The sequence below is a fragment of the Rhizobium sp. L9 genome (assembly GCF_002531885.1).
Lineage (GTDB): Bacteria > Pseudomonadota > Alphaproteobacteria > Rhizobiales > Rhizobiaceae > Rhizobium.
In genome coordinates this window covers 214,028-235,936 of sequence record NZ_NWSZ01000009.1, presented here as the reverse complement: position 1 = coordinate 235,936, position 21,909 = coordinate 214,028, and the positions used below count along the sequence as shown (strand labels likewise).

Annotated in this window: 18 protein-coding genes and 1 pseudogene; 5 read left to right on the top strand and 14 right to left on the bottom strand. The window is 58.6% G+C overall.

Annotated elements, in window-relative coordinates; genetic code table 11:
* Positions 1-37 precede the first annotated feature (37 nt).
* The 7 genes and pseudogenes from CO660_RS12270 to CO660_RS33795 all read right to left on the bottom strand — a co-directional run.
* Positions 38-898: an NmrA family NAD(P)-binding protein gene (locus CO660_RS12270; RefSeq protein WP_097598910.1), complete on the bottom strand. Its 861-nt coding sequence runs from the start codon at positions 896-898 to the stop codon at positions 38-40.
* Positions 899-998: 100 nt separating this feature from the next.
* A complete protein-coding gene (locus tag CO660_RS12265; protein ID WP_097598955.1) occupies positions 999-1,364 on the bottom strand; it encodes a VOC family protein in 366 nt (121 codons plus the stop codon).
* Between the two features lie 102 nt (positions 1,365-1,466).
* Positions 1,467-1,970, bottom strand: coding sequence for an SRPBCC family protein (locus CO660_RS12260; protein ID WP_097598909.1), 504 nt, complete (start codon positions 1,968-1,970; stop codon positions 1,467-1,469).
* Positions 1,963-2,310: a helix-turn-helix domain-containing protein gene (locus CO660_RS12255; RefSeq protein WP_097598908.1), complete on the bottom strand. Its 348-nt coding sequence runs from the start codon at positions 2,308-2,310 to the stop codon at positions 1,963-1,965. Before CO660_RS12255 ends, CO660_RS12260 begins: the two co-directional genes overlap by 8 nt.
* Positions 2,311-2,568: 258 nt before the next feature.
* A complete protein-coding gene (locus CO660_RS12245; RefSeq protein ID WP_097598906.1) occupies positions 2,569-3,885 on the bottom strand; it encodes a phospholipase D-like domain-containing protein in 1,317 nt (438 codons plus the stop codon).
* A 306-nt stretch (positions 3,886-4,191) separates the two neighbouring features.
* Positions 4,192-4,701 carry a nucleoside kinase gene (locus CO660_RS12240; RefSeq protein WP_097598905.1) on the bottom strand — a complete coding sequence of 170 codons (510 nt, stop codon included), beginning with the start codon at positions 4,699-4,701 and terminating at the stop codon, positions 4,192-4,194.
* A 94-nt stretch (positions 4,702-4,795) separates the two neighbouring features.
* Positions 4,796-4,930: pseudogene (locus tag CO660_RS33795) on the bottom strand (LysR family transcriptional regulator); the annotation flags it as partial.
* A 622-nt stretch (positions 4,931-5,552) separates the two neighbouring features.
* On the opposite strand from CO660_RS33795, the gene CO660_RS12230 reads away from it, so the two are divergent.
* The 4 genes from CO660_RS12230 to CO660_RS32775 all read left to right on the top strand — a co-directional run bounded on the left by CO660_RS12230 (position 5,553) and on the right by CO660_RS32775 (position 10,949).
* On the top strand, positions 5,553-6,461 hold the full coding sequence (locus CO660_RS12230) for a GH25 family lysozyme (RefSeq protein WP_097598904.1): 909 nt from the start codon (positions 5,553-5,555) through the stop codon (positions 6,459-6,461).
* A gap of 1,149 nt (positions 6,462-7,610) precedes the next feature.
* Complete coding sequence (locus CO660_RS12220; RefSeq protein ID WP_176536278.1) at positions 7,611-8,624, top strand: caspase family protein; 1,014 nt, start codon at positions 7,611-7,613, stop codon at positions 8,622-8,624.
* Positions 8,554-9,402, top strand: a complete 849-nt coding sequence (locus CO660_RS12215) for a serine protease (protein ID WP_176536277.1) — start codon at positions 8,554-8,556, stop codon at positions 9,400-9,402. Before CO660_RS12220 ends, CO660_RS12215 begins: the two co-directional genes overlap by 71 nt.
* A gap of 887 nt (positions 9,403-10,289) precedes the next feature.
* Positions 10,290-10,949 (top strand): hypothetical protein, encoded by a 660-nt coding sequence (locus CO660_RS32775; protein WP_141504838.1) that lies wholly within the window; start codon positions 10,290-10,292, stop codon positions 10,947-10,949.
* On the opposite strand, the gene CO660_RS12205 is transcribed toward CO660_RS32775, so the two are convergent.
* Together CO660_RS12205 and CO660_RS12200 are read right to left on the bottom strand one after the other, a co-directional pair.
* Positions 10,916-11,542, bottom strand: a complete 627-nt coding sequence (locus CO660_RS12205) for a hypothetical protein (protein ID WP_097598899.1) — start codon at positions 11,540-11,542, stop codon at positions 10,916-10,918. The genes CO660_RS32775 and CO660_RS12205 overlap by 34 nt on opposite strands.
* Before the next feature lie 888 nt (positions 11,543-12,430).
* Complete coding sequence (locus tag CO660_RS12200) at positions 12,431-12,736, bottom strand: DUF982 domain-containing protein (protein ID WP_097598898.1); 306 nt, start codon at positions 12,734-12,736, stop codon at positions 12,431-12,433.
* A 238-nt stretch (positions 12,737-12,974) separates the two neighbouring features.
* Here CO660_RS12200 and CO660_RS12195 point away from each other — a divergent pair, with 238 nt between their 5' ends.
* Entirely contained in the window at positions 12,975-13,337 is a 363-nt protein-coding gene (locus CO660_RS12195) for a hypothetical protein (protein WP_097598897.1), read from the top strand.
* Between the two features lie 169 nt (positions 13,338-13,506).
* On the opposite strand, the gene CO660_RS12190 is transcribed toward CO660_RS12195, so the two are convergent.
* The 5 genes from CO660_RS12190 to CO660_RS12170 form a co-directional block, all read right to left on the bottom strand.
* Complete coding sequence (locus CO660_RS12190; protein WP_141504836.1) at positions 13,507-13,803, bottom strand: hypothetical protein; 297 nt, start codon at positions 13,801-13,803, stop codon at positions 13,507-13,509.
* Positions 13,804-14,105: 302 nt separating this feature from the next.
* A complete protein-coding gene (locus tag CO660_RS12185; RefSeq protein WP_097598895.1) occupies positions 14,106-16,511 on the bottom strand; it encodes a serine/threonine protein kinase in 2,406 nt (801 codons plus the stop codon).
* A gap of 41 nt (positions 16,512-16,552) precedes the next feature.
* Positions 16,553-17,734 carry a serpin family protein gene (locus CO660_RS12180; protein WP_097598954.1) on the bottom strand — a complete coding sequence of 394 codons (1,182 nt, stop codon included), beginning with the start codon at positions 17,732-17,734 and terminating at the stop codon, positions 16,553-16,555.
* A 14-nt stretch (positions 17,735-17,748) separates the two neighbouring features.
* Positions 17,749-20,295 carry a trypsin-like serine protease gene (locus CO660_RS12175; RefSeq protein WP_097598894.1) on the bottom strand — a complete coding sequence of 849 codons (2,547 nt, stop codon included), beginning with the start codon at positions 20,293-20,295 and terminating at the stop codon, positions 17,749-17,751.
* The gene (locus CO660_RS12170) at positions 20,292-21,908 is read right to left on the bottom strand and encodes a caspase family protein (protein ID WP_097598893.1); all 1,617 of its coding nucleotides are present in this window, start codon (positions 21,906-21,908) and stop codon (positions 20,292-20,294) included. Before CO660_RS12170 ends, CO660_RS12175 begins: the two co-directional genes overlap by 4 nt.
* Position 21,909 lies beyond the last annotated feature (1 nt).

Genomic DNA, 21,909 nt, shown 5'->3' with positions numbered 1-21,909 from the left:
GGCGCCTGCCCCGGCACAAGTCCCATACGAAGGCGCGTCAGGACGAGTCCCGAACGAGCCCATCTATGTATGTCTGGAGCGAGATCGATCCGCGAATTGAGTCCTCGGGATATTCGGGGCCATCGGCGGTGAGAGCCGTCATCCTGGCATATGAGTGCGCCGCCGCGTCGGAGAAGCCCAAATTGCGGTATGCGTCTTCCCAGGTTTCGCGCGGGATCACCTCGACGCGAACGGCCCGGCCGAGGGCGGCGGCGAAGGCTGCGGCAACGTCATTGGGAGAGTATCGTTCCGGCCCTTCGACTGGGTATATGCCGATCCGGTCGATCGGCTCCCGCAGGAGCTGTGCAGCCACACTTCCCAGATCCTCGGGCGCGACCATCGGCAGCGTGAGGTCGGCCGGGAGCATGGTTGATAGCACCCCGTCCTTCGCGACAGGTCCCACCATCGTGTCCCAGTTGCTGTAGTAATAGGCTGCGCGGATGACACTGGCGGGAATCGGCTGGCCTCTCAGGCCCGTCTCCAGTTCGTAAAGGACATTGAGATCGCCGCATTGCTCGCCCGGCTGCGCGCCCATGGTTGATTGCGCCACCACCTTCTCCAGCCCGGACCCTTCGATCGCCTCGAGCAGGCAGCACACGGTCTCGCGCTCCTCCCGGTCCGTATCGCTCGCGATGTCAGCGTTCGGGTTCAGCAGGAAGGCCCGCTTCCCGCGGCGGAACACCTTCCTCAACGAGGCCACGTCGTGGACGTCGGCGATCGCCACTTCTGCGCCCCGCTGTCGCCATGCGCCCGCCTTCTCAGGGGTTCTGGTGACGATGGTGACGGCTTCACCCTGGTCGAGCAGCGTCTTCGCCACCGCGGAGCCGACGCGCCCCGTCCCTCCGACAATGATGTACATCGGTCATGCCTCCCGCAATCATGCCGAGCACAACACTTCGGCGCTGCCGAAGGTTCCATTGCCGTTAGGCGCGCGCAAACCAGAGCGTCAAGCAGCGGCGCTATCTTCGCTGCGTATCGAATGGACGGGAGGGCGGCTCCGCAAGGGTGATGCGATTGCCGTCCGGGTCCGCGATCTGGGCAATCCTTCCGTAGTCACCCTCGGATTCACCTGTGAGCGTCACCCCAATCTCTTCGAGCGCTCTGCGGGCTTCATCCATTTTCGGCACCACAATGGTCAGCCTGCCGAAACCAGCATTCTCCTTGTCGAGGAAGATTTGAATGTTCGCTCCGGCGACGTTGCGCCATTGGATCAACGCCTCCATCGGACGATCATCGGGCTCCCGGTCAAACAGCTGCGTGTAAAACTTCTCCGCTTTATCCATGTCTGCCGTTGCGAGCGCGGCGTAGATTCCCTGGATCAGCATTGCCATAACTCCCCTTGCTTACCGCCTCCACGGTAATGAAACAGGACGAGTTGCGTTCCAGATGTGCGTGGATGGTGGCAAAGGCGGCCTGAAGGCCGTGCGCTACTCGGTCAGGCTGGAAAGCAATTCGTCGAGCTGTTCCAACTGCTCCGGCAATGCGACAGCCGAGCCCTGCAGTGCTTCCTCAAGCGCCTCCCTGGTCGGATAGACTTCGTGGAAAACCACAAGTGTCTTCCCGCCCTGGTCTTCGAAGGTCACGGTGGTGATTGCGCCCTCTTCGCCCTCATCATTGGTCCAGACGATGCGCTCGTTCGGCGCCACCTCGAGATACTTGCCATAGAAGGCCATGGTATCCGAACCGCCGGCGCCGAATTCCAGCCGATATTTGCCGCCGGTGCGGACGTCCATTTCGCATGATACCAGCGAAATGCCGGGCACCGATTTCGGCACCCACCAGCGCTGGAACAACTCGGGCCGGCTCCACGCCCTGTAAACCGTGCTCGGCGGCGCATCGAATATCCTGGTTACCACGAGTTCGCGATCCCCTCTGCGCTCGACTGACGTGCGGTTCTGCGCGCCACCTGCCCTCTCAACTTGCTCAGTCATCGCTTTCCTCCCGTTTCATTTCGCTGATGATTTCGTCCAATGCTTCGAAGCGGGCCTCGAACAGCCTGCGATGCGCCTCGATCCACTCGGCCTCTGCCTTGAGGCCGCGTTTCCCGAGCTTGCAGGTTCTCACCCGTCCGACCTTCTGCGTGACGACGAGCCCCGCCCGCTCGAGAACCTGGACATGCTTCTTCATGCCGGTCAGCGTCATCTGGAACTTGTCCGCGAGACTGGTGATCGACGCGTCCCCTCGCCCAAGCTGATCGATGATCCCGCGACGGGTCGCATCGGACAGCGCCGCGAACGAGAGATCGAGGGGAGGATCTAAATACTGAACCATATGGTTCAGTGTATAACCCGCTCGCGCAGGAAGCGCAAGCGTCCCGAGCTCCCTGCCCTAGAACGGTCATTCGAGGTCATGCACCTCGGCGGCGGAAAAGAGATCGTCTGGCGCGGGCCGACAGCTGCCGAAGTGCCTCGGCGGCTTCGCGCGCCCATTTCGGACATTGTGTCCGCTTTCTTCCTTTCCTCAAAGTGGACATGATATTGTTGTGGCGCATTGTCACCTACGTGTAGCAAGCAGCCACATAGGTTTTCGCTACTCACCAGCGACCAAGTGCTCGACGTCAAACCCTAACAAGCGGATGCCGCGAATGGAGCGATTATTGAACGGAGGACGTTTGGCGTCTCCCCAGCCGAGCAACTCCATTACACAAGCTTCACCGAAGCCGTTGAGCTTATAGCTGCCGTATACGCAGTCATAGGCACGCTCAATCGCATCGCCAGAGCCTGCCAGAAGATAACGAACGGTTCGCACAACGGCCTCGAGCGTATTTCTCTTCTGGAAATCGATGCGCAGCCGTTCAAGGCCGGACAGGTTCTCCCCGATATCCTTCGAAACAAAGCGCAAGCGTTCGAGAAAGGCGTGGCAGCCCGTGAGGTGTCGGAACAGTTCGTCAAAATTCAGCCGGTCCAACTCGTTCGGATCACAGAGGTAAGTCCGGATGTTCGCGATGTTCTCGATCTCTGCCGAAGCGTGATACATATCGCCTTTTACGGTATCGTCAGTGGACTGCCAGAGCTGCACATATTCGGCAATCCGCGAGGCCCGGCTCTTCGAGTCGCTGAGCAACGATGTCTCACGCCAACCATCGCCGCTGCCTTGTGTAAGACGTAGCCACCCGAGGAACCTTCCCATCTCGATCTGCGGATCCTGACCGGCATATTCTGGCCGCCCAAAGCCGTGCTGTTGGGCGGCCCCGAGGATTTCATGGTGCGCAGGCACCAGAATTTCATCATATTTTCTGCGAAACCCTTGGATGAAGGCGCGCTCTTTCGATTTCTTTTCGCTGCCAACGACGATGCTCTTGGGGGCCGCAGGCTTTACGAATTTGTGGATGAACTTCTCGAAGGCGTCCTCATCCTGCGGCTTCTCTTTGGATTTGAACGCTTTTCCATATTCGCGGAGCACCTCTTCGTTCAAAACGTCTGCGTCGTTCCACAGCTCGTCAAATAGGCCGGGTAGCGCATAGAAGGCCTCATCGCGATCCTGCTTCAGTAGGACAGAAAGCTCCCGATTTGCTTTCAGGCCGCTATCAGTGAGGTTGGCGGAGCCGACGATCGCGATATCGTCGATGATATAGAGCTTCGTGTGAAACTTGGCGTCGGTGAAATAGCGGGTTTTGACCCGAGGATTCTCAAGGGCCTGCCGTAGCGCTTCCGGCGTTGTGATCGGCGAAAATCGGATGATCAGCCGGACATCACATCCTTTGTCTGTCAGAGCCTTGATGGCTTCATTTGTCGAGAAGAACGGCGCAGCTAGTAGCGCCAATCTGGGGTGCGGTCCTGCGTTCATAAAGAAATTGATGGTGAAACCTGTTGCGCCGGTGTTTGCGTATAATTCTGAAAGCGCCATTGCAGAAACAATCTCCGTAGATGTGAAATGTTGCCACTAAACTACTTAACGAACTTAGGCAGAGCACACCGAAATCTAGCCTTGTGCGATTCCGTTTCGGCGGAGCCGTACTTTATTCGACTGCTGCTGTGGCCAGATTGCTGTCGCGCAGCTTCGCGCCCAGCATTGCAGGCACGACGACACGCCGTTTGCAGCTCTGAAAGCTGCCAGTGGCTACGAACGGACATGCTGCCGATCAGCGCTCACGCGCCCTAGCGCATTTCCACCAGTGATCGAGCGCCTCGCATCCAATTCAGCTTCAAGACATCAGGTGAGTTGAGCGAGGATATCGTCGACGACGCCCGAAACGCTACCCGCCGTGTCGACAGTGATGCCGACGGGAAGATACTCCCGGGCCTTGTGGTAACGGAGCACCAGAGCCCGCTCGGCCGGCTCGAAGCCCGGCTCATCGGGCCGCCCATCCAATCGGCGGTTCAAAGTTTCAACGTCGATGTCGAGCACGAAAACCTTATCGAACAGGTGCAGGAATTTGTGGAAATTGCGCGAGCCGCCACAGAAGAAAGTAACAGGGTGGGTGGTGTCGGCAGCAATGGCTCGGACCTTTTCGGCAGGCCAGATCCAATGCGCGTATCCCCAGGCAATGCGGTCGGCGCCTTCGGGTGGTCCCGCGAGTGCCTGGCCTGTCTCGGGGTCGCCCACATATGCCAGGACGCGGTCACCATGGACAACATGGTAGCCCCGCCGCTCCAGTTCGGAAGCGACAGACGTTTTTCCAGTGCCCGAACTGCCTTCGATCAAATAGTTCTTGATGCCCATGAGCGCTTTTATCACGGGCTTTGATCCGGTGAGAAGAGTCTCACCGTGTGGACGATGTGCCGACATCCCTGTCGCTATGTCGACGTCGATCGGCTTAGCCAAACCGTTCCACCAGGAAATCGATCACCGTCCGCAACATCGCTGTCGAGCGCCGGTTCGGGGCGTAGATGAGGAACATCGGCACAGGCCTGTAGGACCATTCCGGCAACACGTGCTCGAGCCGACCTTCGAGAGTTTCGACCGTGACAGCATACCGGAACTCGCGACCATCCTTCGCGAATTCCGATGCATAGATGCCACCGAACGTAGGAAGCCTCAGATGGATACAGCGGTGCTACGTGAGGTCGTCCGGAGGTTCAGGTTACCGTGTTTCGCGAAGTATTCAGGTGAAGTCACCGCCGCAGCCCGAAGGATTTGTCAAACTGCCGCCAAATGGAATCGACGCTAAACATAATAGACTTGGAGCGTTTGAAGCACGCGACGTGTAGAAGCTTGACATACTCCGCAATAATAGGTAGTATTATACCTGATAAAGTACCTGATGCGCCGATTGAAAATTATTTGTGTCATTATATGCAGCAGACGCGAAGTGGCACAAGAATAGGTCGCTTTGTCGGCCACCCTTGATAACCCTTGTACTTGCTCACAGTGGTGAGGCAGCGTGTCCGGTGACTCGGACGCAAGATGTGGCTTTGAACCCACGGTGAACTTATCGCAACAAAGCGCCGGTGGTGATTGCGTGCGCTTGGCCGCAACTACTGGATGTAGCTGTGTGCCTGCATCGCTAGTTGCTCGAGTATTCAAGGTCGCGAACTTATTCTAAGTAAAAGAGATCTTCGTGGAGGTTTACGATGGGAAATCCGGTCGATAGTAGATTGGGCCTAGGCCTAGTACTCACGCTGTTTACAGCGTTTTTTGTCGATGCCACTGCACACGCAGAAGACGAATTACTCGTAGATGACCTGTCGCGGGGCGACCTCGCAATATATGCTCTTACAGAATTCGATGGTGAACGAGCGTTACCGTTAATGTTCCATTTTCCTGATCACGTCCCAAGCGGTCAGGTTTTTGGCATCGATGTGTCTCACCATCAAGGCAGAATCGACTGGGCTAAAGCTGCAAATCAGAAAGTGTCATTCGTGTACATCAAGGCCACCCAGGGATCGCGATACAAGGACGGTGAGTTCGCAAGGAATTGGAATTCGACAGCCGGGCTTGTAAACGGAAAGATTCCGATTATCCGGGGTGCTTATCACTTCATGTCGGCATTGGACGATGCCATCCCTCAAGCAAAAAACTTTTCGAACACTGTTGGGAAGCTTCGGAAGTCGGATCTTCCCCCTTGTCTCGACCTGGAGTGGGACTTCAAAATAGATCACGGAAGGGTGGTTCGAGGTGACGGCGGAAAGCCCGTTGATCGATGGGAGGAACTTGCTCCCGATCAGATCGCAGAAAAGGCTGCCGTTTGGCTTCAGGAAGTTCAAGGCGCTACCGGCAAGAAGCCTATAATTTACACAAACTTTCATTGGTGGCAGGCGCGCGTTGGTAAGGCGGGCGATAAGTTGTCTGGGTATAAGATTTGGATCGCAGATTATAGCAGGAAAAGCCTGGATGCAGAGAAGCCGCAACACATCGAAGGTAGCAAAGGAGTTCTTTGGCAATTAAGTGACCGCGGAGCAGTGCCAGGAATTGGGAACAGCGTGGACACAAACAGGATATTAGACAAGAGCGCGACGCTGGAGTCTATTTTTTCTAATTGAAGGGATGCGCATGCGGTTATCACGGGAACATTGGTCGGCTGCTCTGCGGAGTATCTATTTCACAGTTGCAGCAACAATATATCCAAGTGCTTGTCTTATTGGGTGCCTCCCAGATCAAGTTCGGGCGGAGCCGGCGGCGTCACCTGCTCCGGATGCAGTAGAGCCACAAATAACAGACGCGGCAGCGCTTTATGATTTCCTTAACGCATCAGCTAGGGCATTCATGCTGCGAGGCAACGAGTTTACAGTTGAAGGTCGGAGATATTTTGCTGGCTCCGTACTAGCTGTAGACAGGCTTGTGTTTGAACCAAACTCCCAGCTTGTGTTTGAATATCCGCAATACGACGCTGGCGCTGGACCGGGACTTTCTCTGTTAGCGAACACGATCGTGTTGAAAGGAGACGCTTCCGTGACCTGGCAAGTGCCGGCCACTCCTTTTGCACCGCCAAATCGGATACGGGCTGCGGACGGAGCGCCCGGACGGGGGCAAGGCTTACCGGGTGAGAATGGAGCGCCGGGTGAACCCGGCAATCCTGGATATCCTGGTATTTCTGCACCCCGTCTTTCAGCGTTAGTATTTAAGATTGAAGGTCAGGGGCGGCTCTCCATCTTTTTACCGGGCGGGAACGGAGGTCCGGGAGGGATTGGTCAAGATGGTGGCAACGGCGGCTCCGGGGGGGCTGGAGCAGAGGGGGTTTCTTCGCCTCTTGGCTGCAAGAGAGGCGGCGCAAGCGGGGGGCCGGGCGGTAAAGGCGGGAGCGGCGGCACCGGAGGACAAGGCGGTCCCGGGGGGGCCGGCGGAGATTTTATACTCATTTCCCCTCATATTGAGTACGGGAAACAAGTTGTCCTTGTAAGCCCTGGCGGGCGTGCGGGGCCAAATGGAACTCCGGGCAAGCCCGGAATGGGTGGACGCGGCGGGTCCGGCGGATTTGCAAGTAGCTTCTGTGGTGCGGGTACTCCCGGGCCGAATGGGAATAATGGCGCTGTCGATGGGGAGTCACAGCCGCCTGGAACGGATGGACCTCACGGATCTTACTTAATTTCGGTTGCGCCGGTCAGAATATTTGACGCTATTGCAGGGGGATCCCGGTTTTGACGAAAGCCCTCCCCCGGTTTTTTTTCGTTTGTCTCATGTTGGGGTCAGTCTTGACGGATCCAACCGGACTAGCGCTCGCGTCTTCATCGTCGAGCATAGATCTATCGGAAAAGGCGCCTGATAAACTCGCACTGGTCGTCGGGAATACAAACTATAAGGCACTTGCTAAAATTGCACCCGCATTGCAAGATGCAAAACTTATTGCGGATCTTCTATATTCTAAAGGGTTCGATGTAGTAGCTAGGACGGATCTGAGCCACGCAGATCTATACAATGAAATACTGAACTTGAAGGCGCGATCCCGCGCGAGTGCCTACAGGAACACGGCACGTCCGCTTACCGTTTTCTATTTCTCCGGGCATGGGTTCTCCGAGGACGGCAGGCAGTTCATTACGGGTACAGATGCTGGAGTAAACGGTGAGGTTTTGGATGCGAAAAGCGTTTCAATTGATCGGGCCATCGACGAGATCGCTCCCACATCTCTATTAATTGGTCTTATTGACGCTTGCCGCACCGACTACGCACCTTCAGTTGTGACTCCAAAAGCCCTCGAACCCTTCGGCTTGAATTTCCTGTCCGCTTCGGCCTCAAAGGGTGATCGCGGATCTGCCGAGAATAAGAGATCTGGTGACTACTGGATCGCTTACGCAAATGATTTGGGGTTCGGAGTTAACGCGAATACTCAATCCAACCACCGAAACAGTCCGTATGTAGACGGATTGCTGAATAATCTTGGCCAAGGCCAGCCATTCGAGCAAGAATTCGATTATGTAACGAGATACATTCAGGGACTACACATAGGCCACGATCCCGTCAAAACGGGTAACATGTTTGGTCAAGTATATATCTATTTTCCAGACTCTCTGAACCAGCGAATCCGCGACGAATGGAAGCAGACCGTCGCACTCCCAAGTTACCGGAAGATGTATAACTACTTGTGGGGATATCGAAATGGCCTCTACGCTGCGGCGACTGAAAACTGGCTTAAGCAGTATGTCCAAGGCCACAACATTAGCGTTGATGGTGATGACATTCTTCCAGCCCCTGAAGGCATTGGCGACTGAACCTAAGGAGTATTTGGCTGCCAAGCAGAGGCAGAAGGTTGGTACGCTCTCCCAAAAGATAGTCGGGGGTGAGAAAGTCTCCAGCAGCGAAAAACAATGGCAGGTTGCTTTGGTTGCGGCAGGAAGCGACGATCGATTGCTATCCCAATTTTGCAGTGGTTCGTATCTTGGCTCCGGCTTCGTGCTTACGGCCGCGCACTGTGTCCTCGGGCTGTCTCCTGACAATTTTTTTGTTCTTTCTGGCACTCGAAATCTGTCCATCGGGGGGGATGTCTCTTCAGTTGTAAAGATTGTAGTGCACGACGCCTATAACGACAGCAGCCTGCCGCCTAAGGTCGACATTGCATTATTGAAAATCGACCCGCCCCAAGGCCTCACAGGCGTCGGACTTGCGAATGCTTCCGTCCTTGAAAGCGTTGCGGGAAAAAGTATCGAGGTTAGCGGATGGGGGCTGACTGATCCTTTCCGCGCGCAGAGCAAAAGTGAGGATTTGCTGAAGGTTTACCTTCCTGTACAAAGCAACGACTCTTGTAACGCTATTGATGCGTACAATGGTGCCGTGACGGAGACCATGATGTGTGCAGGCACGGCAGCGGGTCTTTCTGACTCTTGCCTTGGTGACAGTGGGGGGCCGGCGACGATAGGTACGGGCAGCGAGCAACGTCTACTAGGAGTGGTAAGTTTTGGGGAGGGATGTGGTGCCCCCAAGAAGTACGGAATTTATACTGCCGTCCCGTATTTCATTAAGTGGATCGGCGATAAAGTCAGCTTGAACTGAACAGGCGAAAACGAACTTAAGAGCCGCCAAGCGGTGGTAGGTTCTGCAGATAAGAAAGCTTCGGTCACTCACGAAGTTTACGGTGCGAATGGCGGAACATCTTGCTGCCAACCGCTAAATCGCCGTCACCCGGAGTGACACATACGAGGAACGCGAAGCGAAGGACGCGCCAACGCTCGATGTGCACAGGCTAATCGTCATGCAAGAAGTACGCTGGCAAGGTTTTACTTGACGACTGGTGATAGGGCTCGTGACCTCGCCCCCAAGCTTTACCCCGTTTTGAATCGCTCCAGCGGCTTTGGGTTGCTGTATTCGGGGCGGTAGTGGCTGGCATTGCTCGTCGTGGCGAGCAGCTGCCCGTCGGCTTGCTGTTAAGCAGCCTCTCGCGCTGACCCATGGCGATTTATTGGTTTGTTGGGTAGTTCCGCAAGCGATCTGCGTCTGTGTTCTGGCTGCCATTAGATCTCGAGAACTAACACGGCGATTGTTTGAATGAACACAAAGGCCAGCTTCGCGCAATGTTGACTTCCAATTCTCGATAAGAAATGTTCGCCTGGAAGTGGAGGTGCATCGAGAGTGTCATTTTCAAGAGTTGAGTCACCCACACAAACTACCGATGATGCGTTGCTTCAGGTAGCTTCCGGTGAAATCTGGGGAGGCATTGCACGAGGCAGCATGTGGCCAGCAGTAAAAGCCTACGTGGGAACACTTAATGGCCGAAGGGGTATAGAGTTTTTAACAACTATAGCGCCCGAGCCGAACGGTAGCTCGCCATTTGAAGTTCGTTGGTATCTGACAAAAACGCCAGGTGTGCTTAAGAGAGTTAATTCAGCAGGCGATGAAATGGCTTGTATCCCCGCTATTGTAACGAACCTGCAACCGTAATTATGATCAAGCGAAGAAAACACCATCTGGGGCCAGATGTATCCCCTCAAGCAATAATATGGCGGCCCATTCGCTATTTCACGAATGAGGTGTCAGAAGATGACGACGATCTCGATCATTTCAAATTCGCGTCGTATGCCTTGAACAATGACGTATTCGACCTGCGCGTTTATCTTCAGCATCCTGAAATGACAGTCACGTTATATCTGCCGAGTGATATTGACGCTGAAGCTGTCATCCAATCGAAGGTCGCCGAAGCGATCAAAGTTCTGGCTGTTCCAAAGGCTGCCGTTGCGTGGCAAAGAGGTGAAGAATTCAGTTTCGGCGGGCTCAGCAGAAGACCCGATGATCGCCTGAGGGAGTCCGAAGCTCGCATACTCGTGCTCAAAATTGCAGCTTCGTTTGAAGGGCATACCGCTCCCACCAGCGCGATTAAAAAGAAGGTTCCAGATTTTTACCAGCTCTCTTCCCGGGATCTTGAGTGGTCAGCCACGCGGAAAAACGAGCAGATGTGGCAACAGATTGTGGGTAACGTGAAAGTTCATCACGCCGGTGCGTCGAGCATTTTCTCGCGCGGCTGGGCCGAGAGAACGGCAGACGGAATAAGAGTCACCGCTGCCGGAATCCTCTATTTGAAAAGCATTGGATTTTCTTCGGATTGAGCGGAGAATCTAGCCTTGTACCCGAGGGGCAACCATTTCAGTTCCGTTGAGCCAACATGAGAGCGGTCCCAAACAAACCAAGCATAAGCCGTCGTGCCCGACCCCTTTTTGACGCTCCCTGCTGGGTAGAATGTGATCCGCTCGCTGAATATCCACACGCGCGTCGGTGGCGTCACATTAAAGATTGTCCGCTGTCTGTTGGCGCCTTCTAGAAACGCTAGCCGAAGCAAAAGTGCGAATTTGTGCCGTGACTTTTGTAGCCCGGCGGCTATGAATCCCTCTGCAGCGTTGTAAGGCGGGTTCGTTATAATGTTATCGGCTATCCGCTCAGTGGCCAAAAAATCGATCCCTGCTTCCCCGTACCCGCGATCGAAGAGATCCGAGGCGTTGACATCGTTGCCGTAGCTTCTAATGACCTCCGACATCGAACCGTCACCGCATGCTGGCTCCCAGACATTTCCGTCAAATTTCTCATTGTCCATGAGCGCATGTGTGGCCCAAGCCGGCGTGGGGAAAAAATCTGGGCCGTCTAAGTCGGCAAACCGCTTCAGTGTCGGTTTGAAGCTCCCGTTCAGATTGTATGTTGCATCCATTGATTCGCCTTTTATTGCAAAGAGTGGCATTGCAGCACGTGCAACACCGGTATGCTAGCCGTAAAATGACGGAAGAACAATAAGTGAACAATTCTGCGCGATCTTAATTCACAATTATTCCCACAGGGCAACTTATGGGTGGTGGTGCAGCAGTTGTTAGGCGGGGATTAAACAAGACTTGCGGCATCAGCCCGGCCCGGGCTAGCGAGCCCTTTCACGCAGAGATCTTTCTCGCGAAAAGTGCGCGGCGGACGATCCTTTCCCAAAACAGCATTGTTAATTTTCTGCAATGGGAAGTTCGACACGATCAAAAGGTCGCTGGAGATGCCATCAGGAACGACACGAATCTTCGTCGCGCCCGTGCTTTCGGCGTACAACCGCGGTGTCGTCCATGGCGCAGCCGTAATCGGAAGGAAACAAGAACGGCGCGCTAGGCTTATAGGCCCACCTTGAAGGCCCATGGCGGCTGCAACAATGAGGTGGTAACCGGGACAGGACGGGCACCAGTCGGCAAGCACTTGGACCAGCCGTCGAGCTTCGATGTCGGATTCGCCACGCCCCCGGCACGAATCCAATCCGTAGCCATCGACCGCGGAATTTAATATTTGCCTGATGCCGTTGCTGGTCTGACAGCACACCCGGACCTGAGCTCTTGCCGTCCTCTTCGATTTCCCGGGCGTTGGTCCCGCCGTGTGTGGGCAGTCTGAGGTATGCGACGCCAGCTCCTACGGCTTCACCGGAATGCTCGGCTCCCCGATGTAGTCCGTGTTGGCAATGACGATCATCCATTAATCCGGGCTAATTGCTGAAGCTGGAAGAGCTTTTGCTTGCTGACCGCATCAGTCGCAGTGCGTAATGATCACGATAAGCCCTGAGAAAGAACTATCTTCACATCCTCGCAGGCACGTCCGGCCGCCGCTCACCCATTCCCTGCGGAACGAGCGACAGAGTACGGATGCCCGCCTCGTCGGCCGCACGCAGAAGCACTTCGCGGAATTGTTCGGGGGCAATTTTGCCGGTGATGGCGTCGACGCAGGCTTTGACGGCAGCCATATATTCCTCGCCGTCGTCGCACGGCCAGTCGTTCATCAGGAGGCGCGCCGCGTCGCCCAATGTCCACACGATCTTGCGAGATTTCGGACCCCGCAAAGCAAACCCGACAGGCGTGAATGCTGATGATGTATTCCAGCACATTTTCCCCGACCCCTCAACGCACGGATACTGCAGTCCCCATGTTCAATGTACGCGCGTATTTAGAAATTTGGAATTGAAATCTTTGGATAGACGCTGCTTAAACGGGAGGATCGTGAATTGAGAAGAAAACGGGGGCGTTCACAGACGGAGCCCGCATTTGGCTGACGTCGCGGTGAGAATAGCTCTATGACATTGGTTAACCCGAGTTTTGATACACTGCGGTAGCGGAGACAACGCAATGGGCCAGCTCTGGGAGAAAGTCACGTATTATCGCCATCGGAGCGAATTGGCAGCGCTTCGCCTGGCATTGCGAGTGCCGCTTCTCGCCATGCATCTGATTGGAGCAGTGGTTTTCTTCTGGTGGGGCGTTGCTGGACTATCGGTTTTGATCCCAACCCTGCTTGTTTCGCAGATCTTGGGTACCCTTGGTCTCCTACTCGGAGGAATATCGACCATTGTCCTGTTGCTTTTCGTCACACCTTGGTTCTCTGGCTGGTATTGCATTGCAGCGGGCGTCATGTTTGGCCGCACCGCAGCCGCCCGAGCCAAAGGAGAAGCGTTGGCACGCGCTATTCATGCTTATCGTGAGAAGGCGGTTTGAAGCATACGAGCGTAGCGGGGACGCGCGGCAACAGCGGTTTGCGGACCTTCCACAGACGGTGGCTACCATTCGCCGATTGTAGGGATGCTCAATTTTTGCCTTTAGCTGAGAACCCCAGACTAATCAGCAAGCTCCTAAGGCCAACATCGTCACTCGCTAAGAACGAAATTTATTTCGAGAAAAGAACGGCAATATGAATAATAAGAAACGCCAAAAACACCACAATAAGGAATGGTCTTCCATATAAAACCCTTAATCTGTTTGTCACAAGATCTCGATCGTCGGTTGGGTCTCCCTTATAAATCTTTCCTCCAATATTGCTGTCGATGTCAAAGTTCCAGTTATTTCTAATATAAAATAGAATTTCTCGCGCTTCCTCGATAGCCAAAAATAAGAATACAAACGACAATATTATTGTGCCGCCAACGACGCCATCGGCATAGAAATATCTCTCTACTGAAAGCATATTATTCCCCTTCGACGCCGCCATCTTCGCGATGATGAATGTATCGCGGTGCCTCCTAAACGTTTCGAATAATACCATTGGCAAATGAAAAGGCGGATAGCAAGTTTCGAGCTCCCAACCGCTCAATCGCGCCCATAAGACGAAATATAGGTGAAGACGTGAATGGTGTTCAGTCGCTCCGACAGCATCAAGGAGCTCTCCGAGCCTGAGATGCGCGAGCAAAACCGGTACCCCTTGTTGATACCGAACCCCAACAATCCCACGCCTATCGGGGGACAATTCGACTCAAGGCCTCTGCCCGCTCACCGCAACTCAGCGCTCACCCGAAAAATCCCACCGGCCGATGCATCCGAGCAGACGACGAAGGTGGAGCCCTCCTGCGCCATGAAGGCGACGTTGCCGCCGGCTTCGCAGGGGGTGGCGCTCCATTGCAGGATGATGTCGCCATTGTCGGGCAGTTTCTCCGGCATCAGCTTGACCGCACTTGCCATCCATTCCGTCGCCGACGGCAGGTGGACGGGGGCGTTCAGCTGTTTCGACAGCCAGGCGGTATAGTTCTGCGCCTCGGCGAGCGGCACGTCGTCGGCCGGCTGCTCGGGATTGCCGGCATAGGCCTGGGCCGAGGCCGGGTCTGCGTTGGCGGTGTAATACTGCGCCATCTCGGCGCGGGTGACCGCTTTCGCCTGCATGCAGAAGGATTTTTCGACCTTCACCGCGCCATTGGCGACGCCGAGCATGCCGCCGAGCTCCTTCAACGACGAGGTCATCAGCCGGACATTGTCGAGCGAATAGCTGCCGGCCGGGATAGTCTCGAACGCGACATTCGGCGCAACCGGGCAGAAGCCGCGCGCCGACAGCGCTTCGAGATCGGTCAGGATCGGCTGATAGGCTGCGATTGCGAGCTTGTAGGCTTCAGCGGTGTAGCGGCCGTCGGCCTCGGTGAGCTTCGGCGCCAGGCCGGCCAGCGTCGGATCTGTGGGGCCGGCGCGTGTCGTCAGCGAGGCGTGGAGATCAGTGACTTTCTGCCTCAGCGCCGTCGCCTCGTCCTTGGCGGCCATCACATCCGATATCAGCGCGGCGAAGAGCTTGGCGGCGTCGGCGTAGCCCGAGGTCGCGGCCGGCAGCAGCCATTGCTCGGCCTTGGCCTTGGCCTCAGTCATCAGGCCGCTCGCCTTGGCGACGTCGGGGCTGTCGCCGGCGCCGATGCGGGTGACGGTTTCGCGTTTTGCGGTGGCGTCCTTTTCGGCTGCCGTCAGCGCCGCCAGCGCCTTGGCGAGATCGTCGTAAGCCGTTTTCGCCGCCTCGTAATTATCGACCGCGCCGTGCATCTGCTGGGCGGCGGCGCTTTCGGCGGCGGCCTTCATCTTGCTGTCGGCCTCGGCAAAACTCGGCGCCTTGTCGCCGCCGGCGGCGGCAGCGGCCGATTTGGCCTTTTCGGCATTTTCTTTCGAGATGGCGATTAGCGACTTGCCGAGGCTGATGGCGGCCTTCTGGTAACCGGGAAGCGCCTTCTTATAGTCCTCGTCCTTGAGCAGGGCATTGGCCTCTGTCAGCGCGGCGGCGCCGGCATCATAGGAAAGCTTCGCCTCATCGCCCGATGGACGTTCCGGCGCCTTGGCGGCGATGGCTTTCTCCCTGCGGCTTTCGGCCTCCTTCTTCCAGGTGCCGACATCGGCGACGAGCTTGGGATCCGGGCGCAGCAGCTTAGGGATGGTGACGACGCCGACGCCGATGCAGATCAGGAGTAGCGCAGCGAACATCGAGAAATGCGCCAGCGTCCACTTCTTCCGCTTCGGAGCTTCCGGCTGTTGCGGCATGCCGCCGCGCGGATCCCAGGCCATCGGCTGGATGCCGGTCGTCACGCGGCTGAATTCGCCGAGCGCATCGGCGCCCATGCGCGGCCGCTGGGCCGGGTCGCGGCTCAGCATCCTCTCGACCAGGCTGGCCAGTCCCTCGGGAAAACCGGGGATCAGCACGTCGAGGCGCGGGAAAATGTTGGACGGGTCGAGATGGATGTTCTTCCAGCTCTGCTCGCGCTGGTGTTCGTCCTCCCAGACCATGACGCTGTCGAAGACGCTGGCATAGGTCTGCCGCGGCAGGAAGAGCTTGTAGGCGATCATGCCCATCGCATAGATGTCAAGCGCGGCAGAAGCCGAGAAGGTGCCGCTGGCATAGATCTCCGGCGCGCCGAATTCCGGCGCATAGGGCGGGATGATGTGCTCGCCGATCTTGGAGATCAGGTGCAGGTTGCCGATCCTGACCGAGAGGCCGGAATAATCCTCCGACACGTAGATGCACTGGTCGGTCAGCGCGTTGTGGGCATAACCCGCCCCGTGCAGCGTCGCCAGCCCTTCCAGGATATGGCGGCCGATCTCGATGGCGCGGTCATAGGCGACCATCTCGGTTTCCTCGAGATATTGGTGCAGCGTCTTCGACGGCCGCTTCTCGACGATGTAGAAGTTGTCGTCTTCCGGCGACGGCGGGATGAGGTCCTCGATTTCGACGAAGCGCCGCGCCGTCAGCGACTTGGCCTCGTTGACCGAGATCCAGACCCGCTCGAAGCGGGCCTTGTCCAGTTTCAGCGCCACGTCAGGCGCGACGATGAAGACCGAACGATCCATCCGCTTGTCCTGCGCCGGATAGACGATGAACTCGTTCTCATAGACCGGCTCGCCGATCGTGTAGCGGGCGATCAGATCACTTCTCATGCACGTGTCCCCCTGCCATTTTGTCTTCATCAAAGCGCATGTCATTCACCCGCCAGAAGCGGATCGCCGATCAGGCCGGCGGCCAGAAACAGCCCGGTCTTCGTATCCCGCAGCGCAAAGGCGAAACGGGCATCTGCGCTCACCCGCACCAGTTTCGGATCGATGCTGCGCTCGGTCACCACGGCCGTTGCCGCCGCCGCTTCCGTGCCGTTTTCATCGACCTTGATCATCGTCTTCTGCAGAACGCGCGACAAGCTGATGTTTTCCGTGGTGAACCCGGGAAAAGCCGCATCGCTCGCCTTATCCGGCGAAAGGCCCATGGCATGGAGTATCGGCATCAAATCACGCCCGTCGTTGAGGGAAAAGCGGGGCAGGAAGATTTCCCCCTTGGCGGGTTCGAATTTCTCACCCTGAAGCCAGGAGCCAAGGGTTTTGAGATCGGCGCCGCCGACGCCTTTTTCGGAGCGCGCCGCGATCACCACCATGCGGTAGGTTTCACCTGCATAGGCGAGGTCGACGGCTGCGAAACGATCGTCGACGCGGAATTTCTGGCCGTCGCCGGCAAGATGCATCATCGGCACGGAGACCGTCGAGCCATCCGGCCGCCGGAACGGGGCTGCCGGGCTCTCTGCCTCGAAGGCGGTTTTCCAGCGGGCCTTGAAGGAGAGCGCCCCGAGGCTGATGAAACCGCCTCCGGGCGGCGTTTCGAGGATCACCGGAATGGCGTCGCGTGTCGCCTGCCTGACCCAGCCGTTGATATGCTCGACGGATTTCGGCTGATCGAGATCCTCGATCGACGGCTTGATGCGGTGACCGGCCAGCATGGAGAGAGCATCGGGAACGAGCGCCAGCTTGTCGTCGAACACGATCGCAACGCCTGAAGCCAACGGCGCATCGGCCGCCGGCGGCGTCTTCGGGTTCATCTCGTCGAGCACCTTCTCCGGCCCCTTGACCGCATCGCCGAAACCCAGCCCCCGGGCGATGGCGGCCTTGCCCGCGTCCGAGGCGCCGAGGCCTGCGAGACCGAGAGCGGCGGCAAGGCTTGCCGGCGACACCATGATGTTGGCTGCCCCCTCCTTCGCCAGCGTGCGGTCGATCAGGTCGACGGCAAGCCCGGCCTGGGCGGCAAGCACGGCCCTGGTGTCAGTGGCGTCGCCCGCATGGGCCGGCGCCAGCGTCATCAGGGAAGCGGCAAGGCCCGCCAGCAGAATGGATTTCGACATCATTCGCTCCTCTTTCAGCGGATGCGATAGAATTTGGAATCGAACGACCATTTGCCCTGGACGCCGGTCTCGTCGTCGCCGACGATCCTGAGGCTGCGGGCGAGGTCGTAGACATAGTTGAAGGCAGCGCGCTGGCCGACGAGCGGTGTCGGCACGTCAGGCAGGTCGAGCACTTCGATCGGCTTGTCGCTGAGGATGGCCACGACCATGCCGACGCCGGCCGGCCCCTCGACCACATATTCGAAGCCGATATATGGATTGCGGGCATCGGGCACGACCACCGGCCGTGCCGGATCGAGCCTGTTGTCGCCGCCCTTGGCCGTCGGTTTCAGGCCCATCGAGCGCTTGTTCGGATAGAGCTGCGTCAGCTTGCCGGCGGCGTCGATATCGACGAGGATCAGATAGCCTGATTTCTTGGTGGAGACGCGCATCGCCACCTTGTCGCCGATGCTGACCGAGGTGCCGGGCAGCACATCGACGGCAACACCCGCCTCATTGTCGGTCTTCAACGTGTTTTCGACGGCGGCGACTGGCGTCTTTGCCTCCTCGCCGGTGACGACATCGCGTCCGAGCGCGTCCGGCAGGCCGTAGAATTGCGGCACCGGCGTGAAGCGGCAGTCCTCGGAGTGCGCCCGGCAATATTCGTCGGATTTGCGCCTGACATAATCGAGCAGGGCGGCGTTGCTGACATTAGGCTTATCGGAAGCGCGCGCCACCCCTTCCTGCACGCCTTCGATGAAGCGGCGGGTGAAGACCCCGAGCGGCGGCTTGGCCTCAGTATCGACCAGCGCCCATTGGCCTGCGTTGACGGCCGACCAGACCATCGCCGTTTCGCCGCCGAAGGAGAACTTGGCTTCCTTACCGGAGCGGTTCGGCGGCTGCAGCGACGCCAAAGCCGGGCCGAGGCAGCGCACCGTGCCGCCGGCGGGTGCGGCCACCGCGCTGCGGCTGCCGGGACCGACATGGCAGGCATCGATCAGCAGCGTGACACGGCGGTCCTTGAGGCTGTTCAGCCGGGCGGCGATTTCGGTCTCGCGGATCTGGTTGGTGACGGTGACCTTGCCCCCCTCGCGCACCAGCTTGGCATCGGCGGCAACCAGTGTCGGGCTCGTCGTCGCCTCGGCGCCCATTTCCTCGGAGCCCTGGCCGCTGAAATAGAGGAAGACGCGGCTGCCGGCTTGCGACTGGCGCACCAGCCAGTCGTCGATTTCGGCAAGGATCGCCGCGCGGCTGGCCTTGCGATTGGTGAGCGTATGGATCTGTTCGGGACGGTAGCCGACCGTCTTGACGAGGAAGAGCTGCATCGCCTTCACATCGTCGACCGAGCCCGTCAGCTTCGCCTCGCGCATCTCATAATCGTCGATGCCGATCAGCAGCGCGCGGTCGCCGGGAGAACGCACGGTGATCGGCAGCTCGGCGGCTGGCGCCTGAATCTCGGGCTTGTTGCCCTCGGGCGTAGCGGCGGGCGGAGTCTCCGTCGTTACCGCAGGCGCCTTCGTGGCGTCGGGCGGCGTGGTGATCGTAAGGTTGGCCTCGAGCTCATCGGCCGGCGCCTGTTTCTGCGTCGTTCCGCCCGTCGGCTCGCTCGCCGCAGGACGGCGCTTGGTGTCAATCGCCGCCACCTGGTCGCCGGCGGAAGCGCCTGAGGTGTTGGGCGCGTTCGGCACGTCGCCATCGGTCTTCTCGGCGATCCAGTCGCGGAAGGCGGCGACGCGGGTGTAGACGCCGTAATGTTCAGCCTCGGCGCAGCCGGCGCCCCAGCTGACGATGCCGAGCTGGATCCAGCGCTTGTCGGGGCGCTGCGCGACCAGCGGTCCGCCACTGTCACCCTGGCAGGCGTCCTTGCCGCCCTCGGCATAACCGGCGCAGACATTGCGCTCGTCGATCGGGTTCATGCGCATCGAGCTTTCGCGGTAGGCGGCGCGGCAATCCTCGCGCGAGACGAGCGGCAGCTCGACCTCCTGCAGTTCGGTCGGCAGGTATTTGTCATCCCAGCCGTGATCGGCCTTTGTGTACCCCCAGCCGGTGACGACGGCCGTGTGGCCGGGGGCTTCCACGGCCTCATCCGAAACCGAGGCAAGGATTGCCGGCTTCGAGACGGCAGGTTCGGCGAGCTTGATCAGGGCGATGTCGTTGGCGAAGACCTTGCGATCGAAATCCTCGTGAATGATCACGTCTTCGACGGAGAGGCCCGGCTTATCAGGCCCGTCGACCGAGATCACCTTGTCGATCTTCTGCTTTCCCTCGACGATCAAGAGGTCGCGGGCAAAGAGATCCTGCTTGCCCGAACGGCCGCTGGTGACGCAATGGGCGGCGGTCAGGATCCAGCGCGGCGAGATCAGCGAGCCGCCGCAATGGCCGCCGAAGCGGCCGCGCTGCTCGGGATCGGGCGCCAGGATCTTCACCTGCCAGGGCCATTCGCCTTTCTTCGCCGCCTGGCCGCCGATCACCCGCCCGCCATCCTCGCCGGCGAAATCCGTGTCCTGCTGCGCCAGGGCGGGAGTGGCCAGAAGCAGAAGGACGGCCGCAATGTTGAGGACCCTGCTGATCGACGTGCTCATAGCCTGGCTCCGGCGGAGGTATAGAGGACCGTAAATCCGAGGCGCGCGCCCTCGGGCAGAAGCTCGCCGAGATGTCTGGCGATGTTGCCGGCGGTGCGCCGCCTGTCGTTCTGTTTCAGGAACTCGACCAGACCAGGCATCGGCTGATCGGCGGTGACGGCGACGAGCAGGTCTGTGCCGAAGGGGGCGACGACGGAAAGGTCGAGATCGAAGGTTGCGGACATGTCGGCATCGGCTTCCCTGTCGCCGGGATAGAGGAACTGCACCGTGCCGTCGCCGGTGACGTCGAACAGCACGAGCTTGCGCCCGGCAAGATCGGAAACCGTGACGCCGACGCGCTCGCCATCGCGGTGGACCTTGTCGGAGGGTGTCACCCGCACGGTCTGCGGGTTGATCTCCGACAGCCGCTTCAGCGTGTCGAGCGCGGCCATCCGGTCGACGACGAAGGGCATGTCGGCGGCGCCGACTTCGGAGGCGACGACATCGCCGCCGGCGATCGCCTCACGTTTTTGCGGATCGAAGACGAGTTCGGCATGGGCGCTATCCGTCAAGTTGAACGGCGTGACGGCCGGATCGATACCCTGCAGTACCGGCTCGGAACCGAGGGCGGCGACGGTGATCGGGGCTGGCTCGGGCGGCGGTGGCGGCACGTTCGATGTCTGCGCTTCCGCCGGGCCTGCCGTGTCATAGGCATAGACGACGGCGTGGTCGAGATCCGCCCCGGGCGAGCTTTGCGTGAAGATGTTCTGCCGCTGGTCGGTGAACTGATAGACCGACTGGCGCACATATTCGAACAGCTCGCGGCGGGTCACGGCGCCATCGGCGTTGCGGTCGGCCGCCCCTTCGAAGGCGCGAGCGGTGGCATAGCTCAGCGCCCCGCGCTTCTCAGCAATACCGGGAATCGAGATCTCCGGCGATTTGGTGTTGTCGTCGACGGCGGCCAGGAAGGTCAGCCGCTTGTAATCGAAGCCGGTGGAGAGTGCATCTGATGTGGTCGAAATCGGCGCGAGGTCATCCTCCTCGATCGTATAGGACGGCGCCTGGCGCCAGGTGATCTCGGCGCCGCGCGGATCCACATTGCGGGTCATGCCGCCGGCATGGCAGGTATCGGCGATGAACAGCACCTCGGCGCCTTTTTCCTCCAGCTTGTGGATCAGCGCCTTGAATTCGTCGCCGAAGATGCGCTCGCGCGATCCCGGCAGCCTCGTATCGAAGCCGGCCAGCACATAGACTTCGTCGCGGCCGCTCGGTTTGGAGCCCTTGACGCGCTCCGGCTCGCTCGATCCATGGCCGGCAATGCCGAGCACGACGAGATCGCCCTCGCCTGCCCTTTCCGTGACGGCGCCGATCGCATCGAAGATGCCCTGGCGGTCGGCAGCGCCGTTCTTCAAGAGCGTCATGTCATCAACGCCGAGCGAGCGCAGCGACAGGGAAAGATCCTCGGCATCGGCGACGGCGCCGTGCAGCGGCGGGACATTGCGATAGAGATCGATGCCGATCAGAACGGCTCTGACCGTGCCGCGCTCGGGAGCTTCGATCGTCCTGGCAAGGCCATCGGTGCCCGCCAGGGCAAGAAGGGCGAGTGCGGCGGCCATGGGAGCGAATGTGGACATG

Excerpts from the sequence above, each read along its gene's own strand:
- CO660_RS12195 (WP_097598897.1), top strand. The coding sequence starts at position 12,975 with ATGGGCCAGCTCTGGGAGAAAGTCACGTATTATCGCCATCGGAGCGAA.
- CO660_RS32775 (WP_141504838.1), top strand. The coding sequence starts at position 10,290 with ATGATCAAGCGAAGAAAACACCATCTGGGGCCAGATGTATCCCCTCAA.
- CO660_RS12190 (WP_141504836.1), bottom strand. The coding sequence starts at position 13,803 with ATGCTTTCAGTAGAGAGATATTTCTATGCCGATGGCGTCGTTGGCGGC.
- CO660_RS12205 (WP_097598899.1), bottom strand. The coding sequence starts at position 11,542 with ATGGATGCAACATACAATCTGAACGGGAGCTTCAAACCGACACTGAAG.
- CO660_RS12175 (WP_097598894.1), bottom strand. The coding sequence starts at position 20,295 with ATGAGCACGTCGATCAGCAGGGTCCTCAACATTGCGGCCGTCCTTCTG.
- CO660_RS12240 (WP_097598905.1), bottom strand. The coding sequence starts at position 4,701 with ATGGGCATCAAGAACTATTTGATCGAAGGCAGTTCGGGCACTGGAAAA.
- CO660_RS12270 (WP_097598910.1), bottom strand. The coding sequence starts at position 898 with ATGTACATCATTGTCGGAGGGACGGGGCGCGTCGGCTCCGCGGTGGCG.
- CO660_RS12215 (WP_176536277.1), top strand. The coding sequence starts at position 8,554 with ATGTCCAAGGCCACAACATTAGCGTTGATGGTGATGACATTCTTCCAG.
- CO660_RS12265 (WP_097598955.1), bottom strand. The coding sequence starts at position 1,364 with ATGCTGATCCAGGGAATCTACGCCGCGCTCGCAACGGCAGACATGGAT.
- CO660_RS12180 (WP_097598954.1), bottom strand. The coding sequence starts at position 17,734 with ATGTCGAAATCCATTCTGCTGGCGGGCCTTGCCGCTTCCCTGATGACG.
- CO660_RS12185 (WP_097598895.1), bottom strand. The coding sequence starts at position 16,511 with ATGAGAAGTGATCTGATCGCCCGCTACACGATCGGCGAGCCGGTCTAT.
- CO660_RS12200 (WP_097598898.1), bottom strand. The coding sequence starts at position 12,736 with ATGTGCTGGAATACATCATCAGCATTCACGCCTGTCGGGTTTGCTTTG.
- CO660_RS12170 (WP_097598893.1), bottom strand. The coding sequence starts at position 21,908 with ATGTCCACATTCGCTCCCATGGCCGCCGCACTCGCCCTTCTTGCCCTG.
- CO660_RS12255 (WP_097598908.1), bottom strand. The coding sequence starts at position 2,310 with ATGGTTCAGTATTTAGATCCTCCCCTCGATCTCTCGTTCGCGGCGCTG.
- CO660_RS12245 (WP_097598906.1), bottom strand. The coding sequence starts at position 3,885 with ATGGCGCTTTCAGAATTATACGCAAACACCGGCGCAACAGGTTTCACC.
- CO660_RS12230 (WP_097598904.1), top strand. The coding sequence starts at position 5,553 with ATGGGAAATCCGGTCGATAGTAGATTGGGCCTAGGCCTAGTACTCACG.
- CO660_RS12260 (WP_097598909.1), bottom strand. The coding sequence starts at position 1,970 with ATGACTGAGCAAGTTGAGAGGGCAGGTGGCGCGCAGAACCGCACGTCA.